Annotated in this window: 16 protein-coding genes, 1 tRNA gene and 1 pseudogene; 4 read left to right on the top strand and 14 right to left on the bottom strand. The window is 62.5% G+C overall.

Features of this window, described 5'->3' with window-relative positions:
- The first annotated feature begins 633 nt into the window (after positions 1-633).
- Positions 634-1,215: a hypothetical protein gene (locus E4Q23_RS02580; protein WP_169065170.1), complete on the top strand. Its 582-nt coding sequence runs from the start codon at positions 634-636 to the stop codon at positions 1,213-1,215.
- Positions 1,216-1,314: 99 nt separating this feature from the next.
- Complete coding sequence (locus tag E4Q23_RS02575) at positions 1,315-1,773, top strand: pyridoxamine 5'-phosphate oxidase family protein (protein ID WP_169065169.1); 459 nt, start codon at positions 1,315-1,317, stop codon at positions 1,771-1,773.
- Positions 1,774-1,980: 207 nt separating this feature from the next.
- Here the strand turns inward: E4Q23_RS02575 and E4Q23_RS02570 are convergent, their stop codons facing one another.
- The 12 genes from E4Q23_RS02570 to E4Q23_RS02515 form a co-directional block, all read right to left on the bottom strand.
- A complete protein-coding gene (locus E4Q23_RS02570) occupies positions 1,981-2,214 on the bottom strand; it encodes a type II toxin-antitoxin system CcdA family antitoxin (protein ID WP_169065168.1) in 234 nt (77 codons plus the stop codon).
- Positions 2,215-2,378: 164 nt separating this feature from the next.
- Positions 2,379-3,188, bottom strand: a complete 810-nt coding sequence (locus E4Q23_RS02565) for a c-type cytochrome (RefSeq protein WP_169065167.1) — start codon at positions 3,186-3,188, stop codon at positions 2,379-2,381.
- Positions 3,189-3,895: 707 nt separating this feature from the next.
- On the bottom strand, positions 3,896-4,303 hold the full coding sequence (locus E4Q23_RS02560) for a PIN domain-containing protein (protein ID WP_169065166.1): 408 nt from the start codon (positions 4,301-4,303) through the stop codon (positions 3,896-3,898).
- Positions 4,300-4,524 carry an AbrB/MazE/SpoVT family DNA-binding domain-containing protein gene (locus E4Q23_RS02555; protein ID WP_169065165.1) on the bottom strand — a complete coding sequence of 75 codons (225 nt, stop codon included), beginning with the start codon at positions 4,522-4,524 and terminating at the stop codon, positions 4,300-4,302. The genes E4Q23_RS02560 and E4Q23_RS02555 overlap by 4 nt, the downstream gene beginning before the upstream one ends.
- A 239-nt stretch (positions 4,525-4,763) precedes the next feature.
- On the bottom strand, positions 4,764-5,855 hold the full coding sequence (gene ychF, locus E4Q23_RS02550; protein ID WP_169065164.1) for a redox-regulated ATPase YchF: 1,092 nt from the start codon (positions 5,853-5,855) through the stop codon (positions 4,764-4,766).
- Between the two features lie 10 nt (positions 5,856-5,865).
- A complete protein-coding gene (gene pth, locus E4Q23_RS02545; RefSeq protein WP_169065187.1) occupies positions 5,866-6,441 on the bottom strand; it encodes an aminoacyl-tRNA hydrolase in 576 nt (191 codons plus the stop codon).
- Between the two features lie 206 nt (positions 6,442-6,647).
- Positions 6,648-7,289 carry a 50S ribosomal protein L25/general stress protein Ctc gene (locus E4Q23_RS02540; protein ID WP_211203604.1) on the bottom strand — a complete coding sequence of 214 codons (642 nt, stop codon included), beginning with the start codon at positions 7,287-7,289 and terminating at the stop codon, positions 6,648-6,650.
- 94 nt (positions 7,290-7,383) lie between these two features.
- Complete coding sequence (locus tag E4Q23_RS02535; protein WP_169065162.1) at positions 7,384-8,334, bottom strand: ribose-phosphate pyrophosphokinase; 951 nt, start codon at positions 8,332-8,334, stop codon at positions 7,384-7,386.
- A gap of 89 nt (positions 8,335-8,423) precedes the next feature.
- A tRNA-Gln gene (locus tag E4Q23_RS02530) sits at positions 8,424-8,500 on the bottom strand.
- A gap of 103 nt (positions 8,501-8,603) precedes the next feature.
- On the bottom strand, positions 8,604-9,470 hold the full coding sequence (ispE, locus tag E4Q23_RS02525) for a 4-(cytidine 5'-diphospho)-2-C-methyl-D-erythritol kinase (protein ID WP_169065161.1): 867 nt from the start codon (positions 9,468-9,470) through the stop codon (positions 8,604-8,606).
- 20 nt (positions 9,471-9,490) lie between these two features.
- Complete coding sequence (gene lolB / locus E4Q23_RS02520; protein WP_169065160.1) at positions 9,491-10,165, bottom strand: lipoprotein insertase outer membrane protein LolB; 675 nt, start codon at positions 10,163-10,165, stop codon at positions 9,491-9,493.
- A gap of 8 nt (positions 10,166-10,173) precedes the next feature.
- The gene (locus E4Q23_RS02515) at positions 10,174-11,949 is read right to left on the bottom strand and encodes a tetratricopeptide repeat protein (RefSeq protein WP_169065159.1); all 1,776 of its coding nucleotides are present in this window, start codon (positions 11,947-11,949) and stop codon (positions 10,174-10,176) included.
- Positions 11,950-12,046: 97 nt separating this feature from the next.
- On the opposite strand from E4Q23_RS02515, the gene mutM reads away from it, so the two are divergent.
- Both mutM and E4Q23_RS02505 read left to right on the top strand, forming a co-directional pair.
- Positions 12,047-12,874 (top strand): bifunctional DNA-formamidopyrimidine glycosylase/DNA-(apurinic or apyrimidinic site) lyase, encoded by an 828-nt coding sequence (gene mutM / locus E4Q23_RS02510; protein WP_169065158.1) that lies wholly within the window; start codon positions 12,047-12,049, stop codon positions 12,872-12,874.
- A 99-nt stretch (positions 12,875-12,973) separates the two neighbouring features.
- Positions 12,974-14,929 (top strand): annotated as a pseudogene (locus E4Q23_RS02505) (dynamin family protein).
- A gap of 44 nt (positions 14,930-14,973) precedes the next feature.
- Here the strand turns inward: E4Q23_RS02505 and miaA are convergent.
- Positions 14,974-15,879, bottom strand: a complete 906-nt coding sequence (miaA, locus tag E4Q23_RS02500) for a tRNA (adenosine(37)-N6)-dimethylallyltransferase MiaA (protein ID WP_169065186.1) — start codon at positions 15,877-15,879, stop codon at positions 14,974-14,976.
- A 47-nt stretch (positions 15,880-15,926) separates the two neighbouring features.
- Positions 15,927-17,810: a DNA mismatch repair endonuclease MutL gene (gene mutL / locus E4Q23_RS02495; protein ID WP_169065185.1), complete on the bottom strand. Its 1,884-nt coding sequence runs from the start codon at positions 17,808-17,810 to the stop codon at positions 15,927-15,929.
- Positions 17,811-17,858 lie beyond the last annotated feature (48 nt).

The raw sequence follows: 17,858 nt of genomic DNA, 5'->3' as shown, positions 1-17,858 counted from the left end.
GGTGAGGCTCAGCGACTCAACTTCATGACTCAGAGAGTCAGCGGTGAGGCTCAGAGGCTCAACTTCATGACTCAGAGAGTCAGCGGTGAGGCTCAGTGACTCAACTTCATGACTCAGAGAGTCAGTGGTGAGGCTCAGAGACTCAACTTCATTCCTCCGCGAGTCGGCAAGGCTCGTCGAACCGCTGTGGCAAAGGCTCCAAGGCGTACGCGCCGGCTGACCCCAGCCTTGCCGAACCGCTGGGAGTTCAGTTGACGGGCTGTCGGGCTTGCGTCGCTGGCCATTGCGCCTGGTTGTCGACTCGCGCACAGCGTCAAGGTCCGCGCCCTGGCCGGTTGCCTTGGCTAGCTCAAAGAACCGTTGCCCGACAAACGTTCGGCATGGCGCTGCGCTCATTCCGAAGACTGCTTGAACGGCTGCTTTCGGTCGGAACACCGAATGAGTACAATCGGCCAATAGCGGCCGGTGAGGAAGCTATTTCCATAGCGGACATTCAATCGAAAAGCTCAATCGATCTAGGCACGGCGGGCCAAGCACATAACCGTTGTTGTCGTGATATGCTTCATAACGTGAAAAATAGCTGCTGACGATGTTTAACGCTAGGATATTAACTTATGAGTTGGTCGTCATAACATGGGCTACTCGTTATCATTACTTGCAGTTCAAACCTCCGACGCGGTCGAGGCACTCCAGCAGCTTGGTTACGCCCGCACTGGTCAATCGTGCGAATACGCGCGTGAAGCTTTATCGAGCTATGCGCTCCCCACAAATTGGTTCCTCATCGTTGCGCGTGGGTGCGACAGCCATTTCCTGCAACCAAAGATGCTGGGGCCTTTGTCTGAGCACTTTCCCGTGCTTGCTTGCTCAATCGAGGAGCATGTGATGTTCAGCTCCGCCGAGTATTGGGCCGGTGGCGATCAGGTATGGCGTGCGGAACATGTCGGTGAAAATAGCCCCATTCACTTAAAGACTTCTGGCATCCTGCCACGCGGGTTTGAAGTCATGGCTGCGGAGCACAAGGAAGCACAGGAAGCGGACGGTGGCGAAAAGGCTGGCGTTGACCACTACTTCGACATCCCACTAAACGCGGCCAAGGAGGTTATCGGCTTCAAGCACGATGAAGACATTCCTGGCGTCGACTACGAAAACTTCGAAGTTCTCCGCAAAACGTGCTCGTCTGCCGATTCGAAGCCTTGGTGGCGCTTCTGGAAATGACGTGCAACCCATCTTCAAGCGGGACGCGCTGAAGCGTTTCCTTTAATTGAAACGTTGGGTTTCATAAGTTTGCACCACTCACCACGCTGGAGGATATGAATGCTGTCTCCCGACCTTAAGGCCTACATCGAGCGCAGTGTGTTGTGTTGGCTGGGCACCGTTGACGATTGTGGAAATCCGAATGTGTCACCCAAAGAGGTATTCTGCGCTTGGGGCGAAGATTTGATTTTGATTGCCAATATTGCGTCCCCAGAAAGCGAAAAGAATATTCGTTCATGGCCAGAGGTGTGCGTGAGCTTTGTTGATGTCTTCGTTCAAAAGGGGTTTAAGGTAAAAGGGAGTGCAACTGTCGTTGAGCCAAGCAGTCTGCAATTTTCGGAGCTCCTAGTTCCATTGGAAGCAATTACGAACGGGTCTTTTCCAATCCGCAATATTTTTCGAGTGACTATCAAAAAGACATTTCCGATCATCGCACCAAGCTATCGCATGACAGCAGAACGAACAGAGGAGCAGCAGATTGAGAGTGCCCTGCGCACCTACGGCGTTCAGCGTACATAAGCGACGACGCCCAACCCGGTAGTCGAGCGGACGGCCACAAGCTGCGCTTGTGTTTCCCTACGCGCTCCGCGGCCACCCTTTACTTGTACGTTCCTGAATGTCCGCTTACCCTGTCCTCGACAGCCCGCTCAGGGTCGAAAGGGTGAGTAGCGTTGGTCAGGATGCGGTCATCCGGTTTCGGAGTGCGGCGCACGGCGAACTGAGTCATCAGAAGGTCCGCAGCCCGCCGCTGAACACGCCATGCTGCTCGACGTGATCGTTGTACGTCGCGATCGCTGTCCGCTTCTTCTCCGCGCCAGCCATTGCTCGCGCTGCCGCTGCTTGCGGGCTTCGCGTACGGTCTGTGTTGATGTCCATTTCCCTGGCCTTGTGCAGCCGGTCCGCGTTGGCGCGGGGATTTGCCGCCTTCTTGGGCGCTTGGCTGTCATCGGCGGCGTGCATGGCGGGCGTCCTGTTCGTGTTCATGTGCACCGTGTATTCGCATCTCGATACGCGAGGTGGCGACAGTGCCGGAGTTTCAGCCGGGTAAGCGGAGCTTCCCCCCCGACGGGCCGGGCGACACTTGCAGGCGCGTAGAACAGCGCTTGATCGCCTGCCGGTGCCCGCTATCCTCCCTGCTTGTGGCGAGCCATATGCCGCAGATAGGCGATCACCTCGTCGATTTCCTCGGGGGTCAGCTCTGTTGGCGGCATTCTTGCGCGGGCGCGGAACTGGTTTGGATCGTGCAGCCACTGACGCAGGAAGTTGGTACTGCGGTATTCAGTGATGTTCTTCGGAATGTTCAACTCGGGGCCGACTTCGCCTCCCTGCAGGTTGACCGAGTGGCATTTCAGGCATTGCTCGCGAAAGATGGTGAAGCCCCTGGCGACTGCGCTGTTCGCGGATACTCCCGTGGGAAGGACCAGAGGGAACTTGCTGGCGAAGGAGACGGCTTCGATGCGGTTCATTTGAAATGGCCAGGAAAACACCTTCGAGTCCGAGGTGTTGGCGCTGACGACGATGAATGGCGCCGGATTGGTCATCGTCTTGCCGGTGGGGATGAGCGACCACTGGCCCGGGATGCCGTCTTCGCCGTACGCGAGTCGGAGGTCGAGTTTGGCGACGTTGGCCACGGCGGTGCTGCTCTGGTAGCCGTCCAGGCAATGGAAAACCAGATCTTCGGCGTTGCTCGCACCCATCAGCTTGAGAACATCGGCGAGCGAAAACGTGAGGTAGCGAATCGGTCGCCCCAGATCCGGATTGATGACCTCGATCTCGCGTGTTTCCAGACTGTCACGCAACTCGTCGAGGCTGAGACTGTGACTGCCGCGCTCACTGTCGACGGTCAGCGTGGGATTGGCGGATTGCGCGAAGAGCGATGGACTGATCAGGAGGATCGCGAGGGCGAAAATAGATCGAGTAAGGAATGCGTTCATGGAGATCCCTGTGTCGTTTCGCTTGGGAAGACTCTATGGTACGGCAAAGTGCTTGCACCCTGCGGGTTCGGGCCGGATGGCGTACCATTCACGATGCCCCTACCGCGATCCGCCTGCTTCCGTTTCTTAAGCCTTGTCGCGACCGGGCGTCGCAAACAGCAAGCGCTGTTCATCAAGATCATAAAAAAAACAGGGACGTACGTCTGGCCGCGCTTTCGGGCGGTCTCATCGACGCCGATAGCGCGAACGCCGGCAAGACCCTCCCGGGCGCGCGCCTGGCGCACGTGATGGTCGATCACCCGCCACAGTCTGCGACTGCATTCGCCCAGCAGTCGAGCGGCCGCCAAGACCGACGATATCGTCGGTGGCAACGCAAGCGTCAACGCCTCGCACAACAGCGTGAAGCGGCTTCCCTCGCGCGCCCAGGGCGCGGGAATCTGCGTCACACTTTCCGGCAACCGGCACAGGCCACTCGCCTGTACTGGTATCTGCTCGACCCGGTTCTTGGCTGGATGCACCTGCGCATCCAGGCTTGGGCGCCGTACGAAATTCTCCAACTCAGGCCAGGAACGAGACCATCTCCTCTCGCTACCGCGGCCCGAGAGCAAGGTTTCATCGGACGAAGCGTGGGTCGCTGGAGCGGCCGCCGTCGTTCGGTGTGCCAGGGTCGGCGCGACGAAGCGCACTTTGCCTGTCTTGCTCGCGAACTACTTTTCTTTCAATGGCAGCAGTTCCTGGCGTACCGGCACCACCTTGAACTCCGGATCCTTGTGGATCAACACGGCTCCTTGCTCGATCGCCGATGCGGCAATCCAGGCATCCGCGACCGATAGGGGGCAAGTTGCCTTGATCGCGGCGGCTTTTTTCAGCAAGTCCGACGTTTCATGCATCCAGACAACGGGAAGCGCCAGACACTGTTCATAGGCCAGGCGGCCGGCAGCCTCGCCTTCGTCGCGCCAGACGCGATACGACACTTCCATCAGCGACATGAACGAGCCGAAACATTGCACTGTCCTCGCTTGTGCCTGTTCGAGCAAGTCCGCCACCCGGGCTGCGCCCGGCTCGTCGTCTCGCAAGGTCAGGAGCGCGGAGGTGTCAAGCAAATACGTAATCATTCGCCGACCAGTTCTTCTTTGCGATCCTGCAGTAGGCGCTGTGTGCTTCCGCCTTTGCCTTGGCCGCGAAAAGCCGCGATCGGGTTTGCCCGTACCGGCACAACTCGAATTCCCTGTGAATCCACGACCCACTCTAGGCGATCGCTCGGGCTCAAGTGAAACTGCCGCCGAATCTCGGCTGGAACCACCGTTTGTCCGCGTTCGGTAATGGTGCTTCTCATGCTCGTTCCTCGGCAAAGTCACTCCGTGAATTGTAAGAGTCCGTCATCGGTAATTCAATCGTTCCCGAGGACCATTTCCTCCCTGGCGGAGCAGAGTGGAAGACATGCTCCTGTTGATGGCTAAAGCGCGGTTGCCGATGCCGCTGCCGCTCGCGAAGCGTTGATCGAAGCGTCGAGCGCTCACTCAATCGCCAACGCTTTGATCGTCCGCTGACGGTCGGCGAAATCCAGAGTTCTGCTTAGACGTTGAACAGGAAGTTCAGCACATCGCCGTCCTTGACCACATATTCCTTGCCTTCGGCGCGCATCTTGCCGGCTTCCTTGGCGCCCTGTTCGCCCTTGTAGGCGATGAAGTCGGCCAGGGCGATGGTCTGGGCGCGGATGAAGCCTCGTTCGAAGTCGGTGTGGATGACGCCGGCGGCCTGCGGGGCGGTATCGCCGACGTGAATGGTCCAGGCGCGGACTTCCTTGACGCCGGCGGTGAAGTAGGTCTGCAGGCCAAGCAGCTGGTAGCCGGCGCGGATCAGGCGATTCAGGCCGGGTTCTTCGAGGCCGAGGTCGGCGAGGAAGTCCTGTTTGTCTGCGTCGTCGAGATCGGCGAGTTCGGCCTCGATCTTGGCGCAGAGGGCGACCACCGGCGCGCCTTCCCTGGCCGCATGGCCGCGCAGGCTATCAAGATAGGGGTTGTTCTCGAAACCGTCTTCAAGGACATTGCCGACGTACATCATCGGCTTGATGGTCAGCAGGCAGAGTGGTTTGAGGACGGTTTTTTCGTCCTCGGAAAGTGACAGCGTGCGTGCCGGATGGCCTTCGTTGAGGTGTGGCAGCAGGCGTTCGAGGACGCCGACCAGTTGTTGCGCTTCCTTGTCGCCGGAGCGGGCTTTCTTGCTCTCGCGGTTGAGCGTACGTTCGACGGCGGCCAGATCGGCGAGCGCCAGTTCGGTCATGATCGTTTCGATGTCCGAGAGCGGGTCGACGCGGCCCGAGACATGCACGACATTTTCGTCATCGAAGCAGCGTACGACATTGACGATGGCGTCGGTCTCGCGGATGTTGGCCAGGAACTGGTTGCCCAGGCCTTCGCCTTTCGAGGCCCCGGCGACCAGCCCGGCGATGTCGACAAATTCGACGATCGCTGGCTGTACACGCTGTGGCTTGACGATGGCGGTCAGCTGTGCGAGGCGCGGATCGGGGACTTCGACGATGCCGACGTTGGGCTCGATGGTGCAGAAAGGGTAGTTCTCGGCGGCGATTCCCGCTTTGGTGAGGGCATTGAATAGGGTTGATTTGCCGACGTTGGGCAGGCCGACGATACCGCATTTGAGGCTCATGCTCGGATTCCTATGGTGAGACGGTCTTGACGTGCAGCTGGCGTTGCGCGGCCGCGTAGTCGCCAGCGGCGAGATCGGGCCAGGCCAGCAGGCAGCGGTCGAGGGCGCGGTCGATCAGTTCCTGTTCTTCGCGTCGGGGGGCCTTGAGGACATAGTTGATGACTTCGGCACGCTCGCCGGGATGGCCGATTCCCAGGCGCAGGCGCCAGAAGTCCGGCGTCGCCAGGCGCGCCTGAATGTCTTTCAGGCCATTGTGCCCGCCGTTGCCGCCGCCCTGCTTGAGGCGGATGCTACCCGGTTCGAGGTCGAGGTCGTCATGGACGACCAGGGTTTCGTCGGCGGCGATCTTGTAGAAGCGCGCCAGCGCAGCGACCGCCTGGCCGGAGAGATTCATGAAGGTCAACGGTTGCAACAGCCACAGTTCGTCGCGGCGAGCGACTCGGCCGAGGAATTTCCCCTGCGGCGTCAGCGGCGACTGCAGGCGAACGGACAACTGGTCGATAAACCAGAAGCCGACATTGTGCCGGTTGTCTTCGTATTGGCCGCCGGGGTTGCCGAGGCCGACAATCAGGCGGGGTGGGGGCATGACATCGATGGCACCGTCAATGTGAAAGTCGCAGACGCGACTCACGAAATTTCCGTCTCCCTTCGCGGAAGAATGGCCGGGAAAGAGGGAGGACGGAGATGACTTTCATGACCCGGGTGTCAGGTTATGACCGCAAAAAGAAAAGGCCGCCGAGGGCAGCGAGTGCCGGACGGCGGCCTGGGTCTGGCTGGATGGCCGGGCTGGACCTATTCGTCCTTGCCTTCCTTGCCTTCCTCGGTAGCGGCGCCTTCAACTTCTTCGCCTTCGACCTCGTCCTCCTCGACAACCTTGGGAGCGATGATCGAGACGACGACCTGGTCGTCGCCGGACACCACCGGCGTGACCTTGTCGGGAAAGACGAGTTCGGAAAGATGGATCGTGTCGCCCATGGCGAGATCCTTCAGGTCGACTTCGATGAATGCCGGCAGGTCTTGCGGCAGGCAGCTGACTTCGATGTCGTTGATCGCTGCGGCGACGGCACCGCCTTCAAGCTTGACGCCGGGGGCGATTTCGCCGTTCAGGAAGTGCAGCGGGATACGCTGATGGATGGCATGGGTGGCGTCTACCCGCAGGAAGTCGCAGTGCAGGACCAGCGGCTTCCAGGGGTGCACCTGGGCATCGCGCAGCAAGGCTTGCTGGCGATTGCCATCAAGCGTGAGTGTGATAACCGACGAACGAAAACCTTCCTTGCGCAGGTTGAGCAGGATTTCGTTGTGGTCGATGTCGATCATCAGCGGATCTCTCGTGCCCCCGTAGATGATGGCCGGGACCCGGTTTTCGCGACGCAGGCGGCGGCTCGCTCCGGACCCCTGCAAAGTGCGCTCGCGCGCTTCAATTTCAAATTTCATGGACAACTCCTGGTTGAAACACAACCCCGCCCGCGACCAGGCGAGGGATGGAAAATGGTTCTGACGGCGCTCGGCGCTCGGCGCGCGCGCTGTCCTATTCGATGAACAAGGACGAAACCGAATCCTCGTTACTGATCCGACGAATCGTTTCGGCCATCACTTCGGCGACCGACAGTTGCCGGATGCGCGGCGAGTTCCGCGCGTCTTCGCGCAGCGGAATGGTGTCGGTGACGACCAACTCGTCGAGATCGGAAGCGTTGATTCGCTCGACGGCCTTGCCCGAGAGTACCGGGTGGACGCAGTAGGCGACGACGTGCCGGGCGCCATCCTCCTTGAGCGCGGTTGCCGCTTTGCACAGCGTCCCGGCGGTGTCGACCAGGTCGTCCATGATCACGCAGGTGCGTCCCTGGACTTCGCCGATGATGTTCATCACTTCTGAAACATTCGCTTTCGGGCGCCGTTTGTCGATGATCGCCAGGTCGCACTCGAGACGCTTGGCCAGCGCGCGTGCGCGCACGACGCCGCCGACGTCGGGCGAGACGACCATCAGATGGTCGAAGTTCTTCTTCCAGACATCGCCCAGCATGATCGGCAGCGAATAGATGTTATCGACCGGGATGTTGAAGAAGCCCTGGATCTGCTCGGTGTGCAGGTCCATGGTCAAGACGCGGTGTACGCCGGCTGCGGTGAGCAGGTCGGCAACCAGTTTGGCGGCGATCGGCACGCGCTCCGAGCGTACGCGTCGATCCTGGCGGGCATAACCGAAATACGGGATGGCGGCGGTGATCCGGGTAGCCGAGGCGCGCTTGAGCGCATCGACCATCACCAGTAGCTCCATCAGGTTTTCGTTGGTCGGCGCGCAGGTCGATTGCAGGATGAACACGTCCATGCCGCGCACATGCTCCTGAATCTCGACGCTTATTTCGCCGTCAGAAAAGCGACCCACCTGCGCTCGTCCGAGCGAGATGTTGAGGCGCTTGACAACGTCGGCAGCCAATGCCGGATTGGCATTGCCGGTGAACACCATCAGGCTGTCGTAGGCCATGCTGCGCTTTCCAGAGGCGCCGGTGAAGCAGCGCCGTATAAAGCAAGACGGGCAGGTAAGGACGCCTGCCCGCTTTGACAGAAATAGAGTGGCTGGGGAAGAAGGATTCGAACCTTCGAATGCCGGAATCAAAATCCGGTGCCTTGACCAACTTGGCGACTCCCCAGCTGTCGCTCGCATCGCCTGGCTGGCGAACGAGGCGCGCATTGTACCCGGGATTTCTCAGGAAAAGAAGTGCAAAAGCAATAATTCTTCTGCTTGCGCGCGCTTTATTCGCTCGCCAGCTCACGCAGGGGGTGCGCTGCGAGGCCCGCAGCGACCCAGGCGCGAAGCTTTGCAGGGATTCTTCGCAGGGCTGCCTCGGCCTGCTCGCGGCTTTCGAACTCGGCGAAAACACAGGCGCCGGAGCCGCTCATGCGGGCCGGCGCGAAGGCCGACAGGCTGGCGAGATGCTCGGCAATCACCGGATAACGGGCCGCCGCGACGGTTTCCAGGTCGTTGCTGCCGAATCCCGGCTGCCATTGCTCGACGCTGATCGGCAATGAGTCGCGCTTCAGTTCCGGGGCCGCGAAGACGGCTGCCGTGGCGACCGCCAGCGGCGGTTCGAGAACCAGGTACCAGCGCGCTGGCAGATCGACCGCTTGCAGCGTTTCACCGACCCCTTCGGCAAAAGCATTGCGACCGAAAATGAAGACCGGTACGTCGGCGCCGAGCTGCAGGCCGATTTCCTGCAACTGCTGGCGAGGCAAGCCGAGTTGCCAAAGATGGTTGAGGGCCAGCAGGACGGTCGCGGCATCCGAACTGCCGCCGCCCAGGCCGCCGCCCATGGGCAGTTGTTTCTCGATGCTGATCTCGACGCCCTTTCGGCAAGCGCTTGCCGCCTGCAGCAGGCGCGCGGCACGAACGGTGAGGTCGCTCTCCGGCGGCACGCCGGGCAGTGGTGTCGCCAGATGGATGGCGCCGTCGGCGCGCGGGGCGAAGCGCAGGCGGTCGCCGTGCCCGAGAAAGCGAAACAGTGTTTGCAGCAGGTGGTAGCCATCGGCGCGCCGGCCGACGACGTGCAGGAAGAGGTTCAGCTTGGCCGGCGCTGGATAGGCGCTGTGCCAATCCCAGATCTGGCCGGCGGAGGTCGTCATGGCGAAGTTTGCGCGGTTGCTCAAGGCGCCGAACTTGCCGGGGCGCGCGGCGAGAGGGGGGCGCGTAGTGGTATCAGCGGCAACCACTCGTCGATGCGCAGGCGCAGTTCAAGGAGCGCCTCGCGTTCGACGAAGAGCCGGCCAGGCAGGGCTTGTCGCTCGTCGCTGTCGTACTCGTAGGCGATGCGCCAGTCTTCGTATTGCAGGCGCAGGGGGCGGCCCAAGGCGTCGACGGCCATCGTCCCGCCCTGCGGACTCCGGCCGCGTACCCAGTCGGCCAGTTTGTCCAGGGGCAAGGGGTAGCCAAGGACGGCCTGCAGCAGCTCGTCGGCGCTGGCTGCCGTTTGCGTTTTTCCGTCAGCGCTGTTCAGGCGGGCGCCATCAGGGTTGCTGACGATTTCGGCCATGGCTTGTCCGAGGGGTGACGAGAGCAGCAGTTCATCGCTCTCTTCGGCGTGTCGCCAGTCCAGCCGGCCGCTGTGGCTTTGTCCTTCCTGGCGCAATGAAAAGCGGCCCGCCAGTGAGAAAGCCTGCAGCTCGTCGCGTCGTACGGGCGATGGCCGCTCCGCCGAGGGCGGTGCGCTACTGCAGGCGGTCAATGTGAGCAGCGCAAGAAGCAGTACGGCCGACAGCCGCGCTCGCATGGCGCTGAACAACGGCCTGCCGGTAATGGCTGCGGGGTAGGGCGAGGTCAAGGTCGCAGTCAGGGCGAGAACCTCTTCCGCACTTTCTGGAGCTCCGCACTTTCCGGATGCCGCTGCAGCGCCTCGTTCCAGGTGCGCTGCGCTTCGTCCGTGCGCCCGAGCATCCACAGCACTTCACCCAGGTGGGCCGCGATCTCGGCGTCGGGGCGCTGCGCATAAGCGCGCTGTAGATGGGTCAGGGCGTCTTCGAGCTCACCTTGCCGAAACAGCACCCAGCCCATGCTGTCGAGAATGAACGGGTCGTTGGGTGCCAAGTGGAGCGCCGTTTCGATCAATTGACGCGCTTCGGCCAGTCGCATATTGCGATCGGCATAGGAGTAACCAAGTGCGTTGTAAGCCTGCGCGCTTTGCGGTTGCAGCGCGATCAGCTTGCGCAGGCGCTTTTCCATCACTTCCAGGCGTCCGAGTCGCTCGGCCAGAAGTGCCGATTCGTAGAGCAGTTCAGGCTGGTCGGCTTGCTCGCCCAGTTCATGTTCCAGCAAGGCCAGCGCCGCTGCGCTCTGCTCGGCCTGGCGCAGCAGTGCCGCTTCGGCGATCAACAGTTGCACGCGCATTTGCGGGTCTCTCGCGGCTGCCGCGCTGAGTTGGCGCCTCGCCTCGTCGAGCTTGCCCTGCTGGGCAAGGATGGCGGCGCTGCGAATCTGCGCCGGCAAATAGTGTTCGCCAGGGCCGACCTGCTGATAGTAGGCCAGCGCTTCGTCGCCACGCTTGCTTTCCTCGGCGATCTGGCCAAGGTAATAGTAAGGCGCGCTCTTGTCCGGGAAGTCGAGGCTAATCAGATGTTTGAGTTGCGCCTCGGCGAGCGTCTTGTCATTTTCCTGGAGGGCGAGGATGGCGACCGGAAAGACGACATCCGGGTTGTCCGGGTAGGCTTGCAGCAACTGTTCGAACAGGCGCTTGGCCTCGGCATAGCGTTTCTCGCCAACCAGAGCACGCGCCAGATGCAGCTGCGCCTCGCGCGCGTCCGGATTCTTGGCGACGAAGCTCTGCAACGAGGCAATTGCCTCCGCCGGCGAGTTGCGGGCCAGCAGCTGCGCCTCGAGTAGCGCACCGATCTGCCAATCCGGGCGCAGGGCGAGCGCCTGCCGTACTTCCGCGAGTGCGCGGTCGTTCTCGCCGGCAGAGCTGGCGGCGACGGCGACCGCGTAATGCGCTTCGGGAAGCCTTGGAAAGCGCTCGCCGATGGCGCTGATCAGTTGCAGAACGGCCTTCCGGTCCGCGCTGCGCGCAAACATCCGATTGAGCGCCAGCAGATTGCCGGGGAGTGCCGGCTGGTCGGCCGCGAGCATGTCGATCAAGCGGGGTGCCAGGCCGTTCAGCTGATTGGTCAGCACCAGCACGCCGACCAGCACCTGCTGTGCACGTTTCGAGTCCGGCTCGACTTGCACCCACAAGCGCGCGAGTTTGACAACGCGCTCGAAGCGGCGCGCATAACCGGCGACCTCGATGGCTCTTTCGAGGACTTTGGGGTCGCGCGTGCGCATTGCCAGGTCGGCGTAGGCCTGGCTGGCAAACTCTATCTGGCCGCGCTGCAAGGCGACTTCGGCCAGCAGTACCTGATAGACGATCTGGCCGGTCAGTTCCTTGGTGTCGGTGGCCTCGGGATGCGCTGCGAGCGTCTGTGGCAAAGCACTCGGTGGCGTGCGCTTGCTGGCCTTGTTCTGCTGCGTTGCTTTGTCCTGCTTGCCGGCTGCTGTTTCGTCGGCAGCCTGGGCGGGCATGGCGAGGGCCAGCGACAGGGTGGCGCAGAGGAGATTGCTGGTGATCGGTTTCATGGTTTCCTTGCTGGCTGCAAACACTTGCAGGAGCTGACGGGGGAGATTGCGTCATAATTCCTGCTGCGCATGTTATGGACTTTTCGGGGTAGCAGCAATGCCGGAACTACCAGAGGTTGAAGTGAGTCGCCAGGGATTGCTTCCATATTTGCCTGGGCGATGCCTGGTCGGGGCCATTGTGCGCACGCCGAAGCTGCGTCACGAGATTCCGCTCGGACTCGATGCGCGGCTGGCCGGCCTGCGTATTGATGCCATTCTACGGCGCGGCAAGTATCTGCTGCTCGACTGCGCAAGCAGTCGCGGCGGCGGCTGGTTGCTGATTCACCTCGGCATGTCGGGCAGTTTGCGCCTGGTGCCGCCGGGGACGCCAGCGCAGAGGCACGATCACGTGGACCTGGTATTCCAGCATACCGTTCTGCGCCTGCGCGACCCGCGCCGCTTCGGCGCCCTGCTCTGGCACGAAGGTACCGACGTCGAAGCGCACCCGGCGCTCGCCGCGCTGGGCCGGGAGCCGCTGGCCGATGGCTTTTGCGGCGAGTGGCTCTACGCAGTCACTCGCGGGCGGCGGGTGGCGGTGAAGCCGCTGCTGATGGACAGTCATCTGGTCGTTGGTATCGGCAATATCTATGCTGCCGAAAGCCTTTTTCGCGCCGGTATTTCACCCCTGCGGCGTGCCGGCCGGATCAGCCTGCAGCGCTACCGAGTCTTGGCGGAGGCGATTCGTGCGACGCTTGCGGCATCGATCGCTGCGGGCGGCAGTACGGTCCGCGACTACGTGCATAGCGATGGCGGTGCCGGTTGCTTCCAGCTTTCGTGCGCGGTCTATGATCGCCAGGCCGAGCCCTGCCTGGTCTGTGCGACGCCGATACGCGTGCTCCGTCAGGCTGGCCGTTCGAGCTTCTACTGCCCGGCCTGCCAGCGTTGACCGCCGCCGCTTCCTGCTTCGCTCGACTGCTATGCCATGTCACTGATTGCTCTGCCTTTTGTGATAGAGTCAAAACTTTCTCCTGTGCCGGGACTGGCCATGACGCTTGCTGACAATCTTGCCGCCTATAGCGAATGGCGTTCCGAGCTCTCGCAACGGCTCGCCAGGTTTTCCGGCTGGCTGGTCGAGAACGAACTTACCGACGCCCAGACCGATCGACGAATCTCGCTATTGCTCGACAAACTGCGTGAAGATCGCCTGCATGTAGCCTTCGTCGCCGAGTTCTCGCGCGGCAAGTCGGAACTGATCAACGCCATCTTTTTTGCCGATTACGGCAATCGCATTCTGCCCTCGACCGCCGGTCGCACGACGATGTGCCCGACCGAGCTGATGTTCGACGCCAGCAAGCCGGCGTCGATCGAACTGCTGCCGATCGCTAGCCGCGAGTCCAATACCAGTATCAGCGAGTACAAGCGCTTTCCCGATGAGTGGTCCGTCGTACCTCTCGACACCGCTTCGGCGGGGGCGATGCAGGAGGCGCTTCGGCAGGTCAGCGAAGTTATCCGCGTCGATCGTAAGGTCGCCGAACGCTTGGCTTCTCGATCGTGGACGGTGATACGGCTGTCTTTCGCGTTAGTCAGGATGGTAGCGTCGAGATCCCCCGCTGGCGGCACGCGCTCATCAACTTCCCGCACCCGCTGCTGCAGCAAGGGCTGGTGATTCTCGACACGCCGGGTCTGAACGCGATCGGTACCGAGCCGGAGCTGACCTTGTCGCTGCTTCCCAACGCGCATGCCGTGCTCTTCATCCTGGCCGCTGACACCGGTGTCACGCAGTCGGATCTGACGGTCTGGCGCGAACACATCGGCACGCCGGGTGGCCGCAAGAAAGGGCGCATCGTTGTTCTGAACAAGATTGACAGCCTGTGGGACGAACTCAAGTCGCAGCAAGAGATCGATGCGGAAATCAGCCGACAGGTCGAAACTTGTGCATGGACGCTGGATTTGCCGGAAAACCAGATTTTTCCCGTTTCCGCCCAGAAAGCGCTGCTCGCCAAGATCAACGACGATCAGCCCTTGCTCGAGCGCAGTCGCGTGTCCGAGCTCGAGCGCGCGCTGACCGACGAGCTGATTCCGGCCAAGCAGGAAATCGTTCGCGACAATACCGAAAGCGAGTTCGCCGATTGCTACCAGCGCACGCGCAGTCTGCTCGACTCGCGCCTGCTTGGCTTGCGCGAACAACTCGTCGAACTCACCGAGCTGCGCGGCAAGAACAAGGGCGTTGTCGAGTACATGATGGGCAAGGTGCGTCATGAGAAGGAGGAGTTCGAGAGTGGCTTGCAGCGCTACTACGCGGTGCGCAGCGTCTTTTCACAGCTGACCAACAAGCTCTTTGCGCACCTCGGTGTCGACCCGCTGCGCTTGCTGACCAATCACACGCGTGAAACGATGGTTGCGGCAACTTTCTCGAAGACGCTATCCACAGCGATGGCGCATTTTTTTTGAGGCGGCGCGTGACAACCTCCGCAGATCGCGTGGCGAGGTTGCGGAAATCACGACCATGATGGAAGTCATCTACAAGAAGTTTGCCGTCGAGCATGGCCTGAAGCTGGGGACGCCGATCGCGTTTTCGCTGCGCCGCTACGAAAAGGAAATCGATCGCCTCGACCAGTGGTGCAATACCCACATCAACACCATGTTCCAGTTGCTGACTCACGAAAAGTCGCAGCTCACGCAGCGCTTCTTCGAGGAGGTTGCGGTACAGGTGCGGAAAACCTTTGAGCATGCCAATCGTGATGCCGAGTCATGGCTGAAGGCGATCATGGCGCCGATGGAGATTCAGATTCGTGAGCATCAGATCCAGCTGAAGCGCCGGCTGGAGAGCATCAAGCGCATTCACCAGGCGACCGACACGCTGGAAGAACGTATCGAAGAACTGGTTCACGTCGAGAATGGCCTGGTGTCGCAAAAGCAGGCGCTCACCGAAATCGGCACTGGGGTTGGTGACGTCCTGCGGCGGGCGGTAAGCATAGAGGAAGTGCGCAGCGCGGCGTGAGCAGCATGCGTCGCCGACCCCAGCCCATGCCGTATCCATCCCCCTCAGCGCAGAATGTCGCCGAGCAGCTGCGCGACGCGCTCTTCGGCGTCGGCCGCGAGGCAGTCGACGATCTCTGAGCGCAGCGTGTTCCTGAGCCAGGTGATCTGGCGTTTGGCCAGCTGGCGAGTGGCAAAGATGCCGCGGTCGCGCAGCTCGCGGCGTGGCAGCAGGCCATCCTGTACTTCCCACACCTGCCGATAGCCGACACAGCGCATCGACGGTAGCGCCGCGTGCAAGAGGTAGCGCTCGCGCAACATGGCCACTTCCGCTTCCAGGCCGGCGGCCAGCATTGCAGAAAAGCGTTCGGCGATGCGCTGGTGCAGGACGGCGCGTTCGGACGGCAGCAGGCCGATGGTCGTGAACTGGTAAGCCGTGCTCTGCTTCTCGCCCGCGGCGAGCAGAGTCGACAGCGGTCGACCGCTCAAGCGGAATACTTCGAGTGCCCGCTGGATGCGCTGTGCATCGGTCGTGTGCAGGCGCGCTGCCGTCGCCGGGTCGATCGTTGCCAGTTCGGCGTGCAGCGCTGGCCAGCCGCGTAGTGCGGCTTCGCGGTCTATCTCTGCGCGCGTGGCTGGATCGGCCTGCGGCAGTTCGGCCAAGCCTTCGAGCAGTGCCCTGAAGTAGAGCATGGTGCCGCCGACGAGCAGCGGCACGCGTCCTCGCGCGCTGATCTCGGCCATCGCCGCCAGGGCGTCGGTACGGAAGCGCGCCGCCGAGTAGACTTCGGTCGGCGGAATCAGGTCGATCAGCTGATGTGGAAATTCGGCCAGGGTCGCGGCGTCGGGCTTGGCGGTACCGATATTCATGTCGCGAAAGACCTGCGCCGAATCGACGCTGATCAGCTCCACCGGGAAGCGCCGTGCGAGAGCCATGGCCACCGCCGTCTTGCCGCTGGCGGTCGGCCCCATCAGCAGGATCGCCGGCGGTCGCTGTTCGCCACTTCCTGCGCACACGCTCAGCGGCCGCGCAGGAAGTGGCGGTCGAGCTCGGCCATGCTCAGCTGCGTCCAGGTCGGACGGCCGTGATTGCACTGGTCGCCCCGTTCGGTTTCCTCCATTTGCCGGAGCAGGGCATTCATTTCGGCGATCGACAGAAGGCGGCGGGCGCGCACGGCGCCGTGGCAGGCCATGCTGGCGAGGAACTCGTTACGGCGTGCGGTGAGCAGCTGGCTGACGCCGTGCTCGCGCAGCTCGCCGAGTAGCGAGCGCGCCAGGCTTGCCGGGTCGGCGCCCTGCAGCAGCGCCGGAACGCGTCTGACGGCGAGCTGACGAGGGCCCAGCGGCGCCAGTTCGAAGCCGAGCTGCTGCAGCGCGTCGGCGTGCTCCTCGGCGGTGGCGACGTCCACCGCTGCGGCGCTGAAAACCGCTGGAATCAGCAGCGCCTGGGTGGCTACTTGCTGATCGGCGAGCGCCAGCTTCAGCTTCTCGTAGAGGATGCGTTCATGGGCGGCGTGCATGTCAACGACCACCAGGCCCTGGCTGTTCTGCGCCAGGATATAGACGCCGTGCAGTTGCGCGAGGGCATAGCCGAGTGGCGGGCCGCCGGTCTCCGGGGCAGGGGGGTCGGCTAAGGTGCCGGGCAGGCTGTCGGCCGGCGGCTGCGCCGTGCCGACGAAGGCGAGGTAGGCGTTGGCGCTGCCAGCCGTGCCGGGGGGGCGCGGCTCACCGACGTGCAGCGAACCCTGATACGGAAGCCGGGCCCCGTATGAGGATTCGCCGCTGGCCGGTGCGCTCGGGTCCGTTGGTCCTTGGGGCCAGCGAGATTGTTCGGTCCAGGGCGCTGGCTGCGCTGCAGCGCTGGCCGTGGTGGCCAGGGGACTGCCCAGCAGACGCTGCACGGCGTGAAAGACGAACTGATGTACGGCGCGCGCATCACGGAAGCGGACTTCGGTTTTCTGGGGATGCACATTGACGTCGACCGTCGCCGGGTCGATGGTCAGGAAGACGCAGTAGGCCGGGTAACGGCTGCCGTGCAGCTGATCCTGGTAGGCCTCGCGTAGCGCATGCAGCAACAGCTTGTCGCGCACGAAGCGGCCGTTGACGTAGCAATACTGGGCGTCATTGCGTGCTCGCGAGTAGGCCGGCAGGGCGCAGAAGCCGGTGACGCGCAGCGCTCCGGCGCGTACGTCGAGTGGCCGTGACTCGGCCAGGAAGTCATCCCCGAGGATCGCCCCGACACGGCCGCGGGCGTCGCTTTTCTTCAGGTGCAGGCTGACGCGGCCATTGTGCGACAGGGTGAAAGCGACCTCCGGGTGCGCCAGCGCAATGCGCTTGACGGCCTCGGCGCAATGCGCGAATTCGGTGGCGTCGGATTTGAGGAATTTTCGGCGAGCCGGCGTGTTGTAGTAGAGGTCGCGCATTTCGACCACCGTGCCGGCGAGCAGCGCGGCTGGCTCGGCTGCCGCCCCCGGCTCGGCGCTGAGCCGCCAGGCGTGCGCTGCTGCGCTGCCGTCGCCGTGCTTGCCACGCTCGCCGTGATCATCGATAGCGGTGCGCCTACGGCTGGTCAGCGTGACTCGCGCGACACCGGCGACCGAAGCCAGCGCTTCGCCACGAAAACCGAGCGTGCCGACGCGTTCGAGATCTTCGAGCGAGCCGATTTTCGAGGTCGCGTGGCGGGTGAGGGCGAGAGCCAGTTCGTCGCGCGCGATGCCGGCACCGTCGTCGCTGACGCGGATCAGCTTGACGCCGCCTTCTTCGAGCTGGATTTGAATCGTCGAACTGCACGCGTCGAGTGCGTTTTCAAGCAACTCCTTGAGCGCTGAAGCGGGTCGGTCGACAACTTCGCCGGCGGCGATCTGGCTGATCAGCAGATCGGGCAGCCGCTGGATGGCGGTCATTGCCGGTGTGGCGGGTGTGGCGGGTGTGGCAGGTGTGGCGAGCATGGG

Origin of the sequence: Candidatus Accumulibacter phosphatis (assembly GCF_012939955.1) — a bacterium.
GTDB lineage: Bacteria > Pseudomonadota > Gammaproteobacteria > Burkholderiales > Rhodocyclaceae > Accumulibacter > Accumulibacter delftensis.
The sequence above is the reverse complement of the archived record's forward strand: the minus strand, read 5'-3'. Positions and strand labels throughout refer to the sequence as shown.